Raw genomic sequence first — 5485 nt, 5'->3', positions numbered from 1 at the left:
TCCAAGACGCAAACCGATCGGATTTACTTTCTGACCCACTTTATTCCCCCGCCTTCTCGTCAACAATGACGGTGATATGACACATACGCTTCAGGAGCTGATCGGCACGACCACGTGCGCGGAACCAAACTCTCTTCAGTCTCGGACCTTCGTCAATGCGAATTTCCTTAACGTACAGCATATCTTCATCCAGCTTCTTGTTAGCATACAGTGCATTGGACACAGCTGATTTTAGAGTACCAGCGATAAGTTTTGCACCTTTCTGCGGCATGTTAGCAAGAATAGCCATAGCTTCAGAGTATGACTTCTGATTGATTACATGAGCGACCGGGCGAACCTTTGTCGGTGATGCAATCAGGAATTTTGTAGTGGCTACATAACCTTTCTTTTCAGCCATAATATCCACCTTCCTTATTTACCAGCTTTTTTGTCTGAGCCGCCGTGACCTTTAAAGGTACGCGTTGGAGCAAACTCACCAAGCTTGTGGCCAACGAGGTTCTCTGTTACGTAAACAGGAATCCACGACTTACCGTTGTAAACACTGATTGTGTTTCCAACCATCTCTGGAATGATTGTAGAGCAGCGAGAATATGTTTTAATCATCTTCTTGTCTGACTCTTTATTCATTTCAATAACTTTCTTATAAAGACTCTTTTCAATGAAAGGTCCTTTTTTAACAGATCTTGACACCGTTAACTCCTATGCAACTACTTCTTGCGGCGTGAAATAATAAACCGGCTAGAAGTCTTTCTCTTGTTGCGGGTTTTGTAACCACGACATGGCTGACCCCAAGGAGTAACAGGAACGTGTCCCTTACCAGCGCCTTCACCACCACCAAGTGGATGATCGACTGGGTTCATTGCCATACCACGAACTGTCGGACGAATACCGAGCCAGCGTTTGCGTCCAGCTTTTCCGAGCTGTGCATTCATGCGTTCTTCGTTTCCAACGATACCGATTGTTGCATAGCATTTGCCATGAATTCGGCGTGTTTCGCCAGAAGGAAGACGAACGATAACATACTCACCGTCTTTACCCTGAACAGTTGCACCAGCACCTGCAGAGCGAACAAGCTGACCACCACGACCAAGGGTGAGCTCGATGTTATGAATAGTGAAACCTGCAGGAATTGCTTCAAGTGGAAGTGCATTTCCAACTGTTGGAGCTGCTGTTTCACCAGCCATGATTTTCTGTCCTACGACAAGACCTTTTGGAGCTATGATGTAGCGTTTTTCGCCGTCTGCATAAGCAATAAGAGCGATATTAGCACTTCTGTTTGGATCATATTCAATTGACTTGACAGTTCCAGGAATTCCGTGCTTATTGCGCTTGAAATCAATCACTCGATATTTTCTTTTATGACCGCCACCCTGGTGTCGTACTGTAATACGACCAGCAGAGTTACGACCAGCGTTTGATTTAAGACCTGATACCAGTGTTTTTTCGGGTTTATCTGTTGTCAGTTCTTCTCTTACCAAATCAATGCGGGTACGAGTACCTGCTGAATATGGTTTAAAAACTTTAAGAGCCATCTGGTTCCCCTTAATTTACGATTCACGATTTACCAGTTTTAAAAGCTTAAACGCCTTCAAAAACTTTAATCGTTTCTCCTGGAGCAAGGCGAACGATTGCCTTTTTCCAGCTGGCAGTTGTGCCGAGTTTACCACGAACACGTTTAACTTTGCCACTAACATTGCTAGTTGTACAATTTACAACTTTTACATTGAAGAGCTTTGCTACAGCAGCTTTAATCTGAACTTTTGTAGCAGAAGGAGCTACTTTGAAAACATATTTGCCCTGCTCACGCAAAGCAGTTGCTTTTTCAGAAAGTACCGGCTCAATAAGAATGTCATGTAAATCAGTCATTATTTAGCCTCCTCTTCAACTTTATAGAATTCTGAAAGATTTTTTGCAGCACCTTCGAGCAAAATAACTTTTCTTCCGTAGAAGAGGTCATGTGCACGAAGACGATTGAATGACAAGAAATGCAGATTCTGAATATTGCGTCCAGCCTGTTTGATTTTTTTGTCGTCGTCTTTCAAAATGATGACTGTGCGTTCATCTTTAGCAAAATTGCTAAGGATTTTAACCAAGTCTTTTGTTTTACCACTTTCAACTGTGAAATCTTCAACAACCGTAAGACGGTCGCTCTGAGCCTGAAGACTCAAGATTGATTTCATAGCCAAGCGTTTTTCTTTCTTCGGAATTGAATAGCTGTAATCGCGTGGTTTTGGTCCAAAAATTGTACCGCCGCCAACATTGATTGGTGATTTTTTATCACCACGGCGTGCATGACCTGTACCCTTCTGTTTGTACGGCTTTGCATTAGAGCCATGAACTTCAGCACGAGTTTTTGTACAAGCAGTACCAACACGTTTGTTAGCTAATTCGTTTGTGATGGCATAGTAAATGACATCTTCGTTTACAGGAAGTCCGAACACTTTATCATCAAGATTGATTGTGCGGAGTTCTTTACCATCGACTGAATAGACTTTCTTTTCCATCTTTTCCCTCGACCTTATTTCTTAACCGCATTCTTGATAATAAGAGTTGCGTTTTTATTTCCTGGCACTGCGCCACGAACCAATACAACTTTGAGTTCCGGATCGATTTTAACAACTTTAAGATTCTGTACCGTTACTCTTTCAGATCCCATGCGACCAGCCATTTTAATATTCTTCATGCTGTGTCCTGGTGTAGTACAATTTCCTGTACCACCTGCTTCACGATGGAATTTAGAACCGTGTGATGCGCGTCCACCATGAAAGCCCCAGCGCTTCATAACGCCCTGGAATCCTTTACCTTTTGAAGTTGCTGTAACATCAAGGAATGAAGTTTTTTCAAACAATTCAAGACCAATCTGGTCTCCAACTGCAACTTCTTTTTCGAAGTCTCTGAATTCTTTCAGATGACGTTTTGGAGAAACATTCTCAGGGAACTGACCTTTGTAAGCCTTGTTTACTTTTGATTCTTTCAAATCATCAATACCAAGAACAACAGCGTCATATCCGTGTGTTTCTTTTGTCTTTGTAGCAATAACAGTATTCGGTTCAACTTGGATCACGGTTACTGGTGTCAGATTTCCGTTTTCGTCGAATACCTGTGTCATTCCTACTTTTTTTGCAATCAGACCTTTCATTCTGATATAACTCCTATAGAAGAAAACTCGCGTTCAAAACCTCATTTTCTTCTTTAATGGCCGCCATCCTGGATCCACAGGACCGTACCAGTTTTTAACAGTAATCCAGCTGCAACGCAGTTAAGGACTTACTGTGTAATTTCAGAAATTATTGTTTAATTTCTACGTCTACACCGGCTGGCAATTCAAGCTTCATCAATGAATCCATAACATCTGTTGATGGATCAAGGATGTCGATAAGGCGTTTGTGAGTTCTCATTTCGAACTGCTCACGTGACTTTTTGTTAACGTGTGGTGAGCGGAGAACTGTTACCTTATTGATTCTCGTTGGAAGAGGAATTGGTCCTGAAACCTTTGCCCCTGCCTTCTGAACAGTCTGCACGATGGCTTTTGCACTCTGATCGATCAGTTCTACATCAAATGCCCGAAGTCTGACACGAATTTTGCTGTTAGCCATTTTATTTTTACTCCTAAAGAACTTAACATGAGGCTGGCCGAAACCAGCCCCCGTTTTAAATCAAGCGATTAAACTATTCGATGATCTTTGTAACCTGACCAGAAGCGATTGTGTGACCGCCTTCACGGATAGCAAGTTTAAGACCTTCATCCATAGCGATTGGGTGAATAAGTTCACCGATAATCTTTGTGTTGTCGCCTGGTTTTACCATGTCTGTTCCAGCTGGCAATTCAACAGTACCTGTGATGTCAGTTGTTCGGAAGTAGAACTGTGGGCGGTAACCTGTGAAGAATGGTGAGTGACGACCACCTTCTTCCTTAGAAAGAACGTAGATCTGAGCTTCGAATTTTGTATGTGGGTTGATTGATTTTGGAGCTGCGAGAACCTGTCCTCGAACAACATCTTTCTTTTCAACACCACGGAGAAGGATACCTACGTTGTCACCAGCCTGACCCTGATCAAGAGTCTTCTGGAACATTTCGATACCTGTAACAGTTGTATCCTGAGTTGGGCGGATACCAACGATCTGAACCGGGTCGTTCATATTAACAACACCACGTTCGATACGTCCTGTAACTACAGTACCACGACCAGAAATAGTGAAGATATCTTCGATTGGCATCAAGAATGGTTTATCAGCATCGCGAACCGGGTCGTCGAACCATGTATCCATAGCTTCGAGAAGTTCATCGATACATTTTGTATCATCAGCAGAAGCACCGTCAGCCAAAGCTTTGAATGCAGATCCCTTGATGATTGGTGTGTTTTCATCAAAACCATATTCTTTAACTGTATCTTTTACTTCTTCAACAACGAGTTCAAGAAGATCTGGATCGTCAACAAGGTCAACCTTATTCAAGAATACGATAATCTTTGGTACACCAACCTGGCGAGCGAGCAAGAGGTGCTCACGAGTCTGTGGCATAACTGAATCTGGAGCAGAAACAACGAGAACAGCACCGTCCATCTGAGCAGCACCAGTAATCATGTTTTTGATATAGTCAGCATGTCCCGGGCAGTCAATGTGTGCATAGTGACGTTTGTCTGACTGATATTCCAAGTGACGAGTATTGATTGTGATACCACGCTCTTTTTCCTCTGGAGCGTTATCGATTTCGTCATACTTAAGAGCTTTATCACCATACTTTTTAGCACAGTGCATAGTGATAGCAGCAGACAATGTTGTCTTACCATGGTCAACGTGACCGATAGTACCAACGTTCATGTGAGGTTTAGTTCGGACGAACTTCTCCTTAGCCATGTTTTTCTCCTTTGCCGATTCCTTTTTCGGCAGATTAAAAATTTATGTGTTGCACTTTAAGCCAGAATACAGATACTTTCAACTGAAAGAACCATATTCGCAGACACACTAATTACTATATAAACTGTTTTGATTGAAGATAATACGTGAAAACCTGAATTAAACAGTACCTTATAAAAATCAAAGCACTTATCCGAAATCCACCGAATCATCATCAAGCAATCTCAACAACTGGTCTGGAATCCAGAAACCTTTGGGAACCTCCAGAACCGACCGTTCTTATTGAATGAGGTGCGTTTTCTGAAAGCAAATTAATGCTGACTTTACGAAAACCACTAGGCTTAAAAAATGAAGCCCACCCAACAATCTCAAAGAACCTTAATACCCCTCAAAGGGCAAATTACAGTTCTTTATTTATATCAGATTTATAAAGTTTATTCAATAGACAAATAAAAGATTTTTAAAAATAAAAAAGACTTCCTGATATTGAAGTGCACCCCTAAAGTTGGACAAATAAAGTTCAATTTTAGGAGGTGCATTTTTTATGTCCAAATACTCAGATGAGTTAAAATTACAAATTGTAAAAGAGCATCAGGAATTAAAACTTGGTGCCAAAAGTTTGCAAAAA

8 protein-coding genes are annotated in these 5485 nt (G+C 41.6%); all 8 read right to left on the bottom strand.

What is annotated here, in order from left to right:
• Positions 1 to 40: 40 nt before the first annotated feature.
• The 8 genes from rplV to tuf all read right to left on the bottom strand — a co-directional run bounded on the left by rplV (position 41) and on the right by tuf (position 4857).
• Entirely contained in the window at positions 41 to 397 is a 357-nt protein-coding gene (rplV, locus tag ACKI5B_RS04535; RefSeq protein WP_407426269.1) for a 50S ribosomal protein L22, read from the bottom strand.
• A gap of 14 nt (positions 398 to 411) precedes the next feature.
• Positions 412 to 690 carry a 30S ribosomal protein S19 gene (gene rpsS / locus ACKI5B_RS04530; RefSeq protein WP_184660831.1) on the bottom strand — a complete coding sequence of 93 codons (279 nt, stop codon included), beginning with the start codon at positions 688 to 690 and terminating at the stop codon, positions 412 to 414.
• A 17-nt stretch (positions 691 to 707) separates the two neighbouring features.
• On the bottom strand, positions 708 to 1532 hold the full coding sequence (gene rplB / locus ACKI5B_RS04525) for a 50S ribosomal protein L2 (protein ID WP_407426266.1): 825 nt from the start codon (positions 1530 to 1532) through the stop codon (positions 708 to 710).
• A gap of 46 nt (positions 1533 to 1578) precedes the next feature.
• Entirely contained in the window at positions 1579 to 1866 is a 288-nt protein-coding gene (locus ACKI5B_RS04520; RefSeq protein WP_407426264.1) for a 50S ribosomal protein L23, read from the bottom strand.
• A complete protein-coding gene (rplD, locus tag ACKI5B_RS04515) occupies positions 1866 to 2504 on the bottom strand; it encodes a 50S ribosomal protein L4 (RefSeq protein ID WP_407426262.1) in 639 nt (212 codons plus the stop codon). The genes ACKI5B_RS04520 and rplD overlap by 1 nt, the downstream gene beginning before the upstream one ends.
• A gap of 14 nt (positions 2505 to 2518) precedes the next feature.
• Positions 2519 to 3139 (bottom strand): 50S ribosomal protein L3, encoded by a 621-nt coding sequence (gene rplC / locus ACKI5B_RS04510; protein ID WP_407426260.1) that lies wholly within the window; start codon positions 3137 to 3139, stop codon positions 2519 to 2521.
• Positions 3140 to 3287: 148 nt separating this feature from the next.
• Positions 3288 to 3596 (bottom strand): 30S ribosomal protein S10, encoded by a 309-nt coding sequence (gene rpsJ / locus ACKI5B_RS04505; protein WP_407426258.1) that lies wholly within the window; start codon positions 3594 to 3596, stop codon positions 3288 to 3290.
• A 73-nt stretch (positions 3597 to 3669) separates the two neighbouring features.
• On the bottom strand, positions 3670 to 4857 hold the full coding sequence (tuf, locus tag ACKI5B_RS04500) for an elongation factor Tu (protein WP_407426255.1): 1188 nt from the start codon (positions 4855 to 4857) through the stop codon (positions 3670 to 3672).
• Positions 4858 to 5485 lie beyond the last annotated feature (628 nt).

Origin of the sequence: Treponema sp., assembly GCF_045657965.1 — a bacterium.
Lineage (GTDB): Bacteria > Spirochaetota > Spirochaetia > Treponematales > Treponemataceae > Treponema_D.
This window is presented reverse-complemented; position numbering and strand designations above follow the sequence as displayed.

What these genes read in the sequence shown, in the direction of transcription:
- rplV (WP_407426269.1), bottom strand. Translation starts at nt 397, where the DNA reads ATGGCTGAAAAGAAAGGTTATGTAGCCACTACAAAATTCCTGATTGCA.
- rplB (WP_407426266.1), bottom strand. Translation starts at nt 1,532, where the DNA reads ATGGCTCTTAAAGTTTTTAAACCATATTCAGCAGGTACTCGTACCCGC.
- ACKI5B_RS04520 (WP_407426264.1), bottom strand. Translation starts at nt 1,866, where the DNA reads ATGACTGATTTACATGACATTCTTATTGAGCCGGTACTTTCTGAAAAA.
- rplD (WP_407426262.1), bottom strand. Translation starts at nt 2,504, where the DNA reads ATGGAAAAGAAAGTCTATTCAGTCGATGGTAAAGAACTCCGCACAATC.
- rplC (WP_407426260.1), bottom strand. Translation starts at nt 3,139, where the DNA reads ATGAAAGGTCTGATTGCAAAAAAAGTAGGAATGACACAGGTATTCGAC.
- rpsJ (WP_407426258.1), bottom strand. Translation starts at nt 3,596, where the DNA reads ATGGCTAACAGCAAAATTCGTGTCAGACTTCGGGCATTTGATGTAGAA.
- tuf (WP_407426255.1), bottom strand. Translation starts at nt 4,857, where the DNA reads ATGGCTAAGGAGAAGTTCGTCCGAACTAAACCTCACATGAACGTTGGT.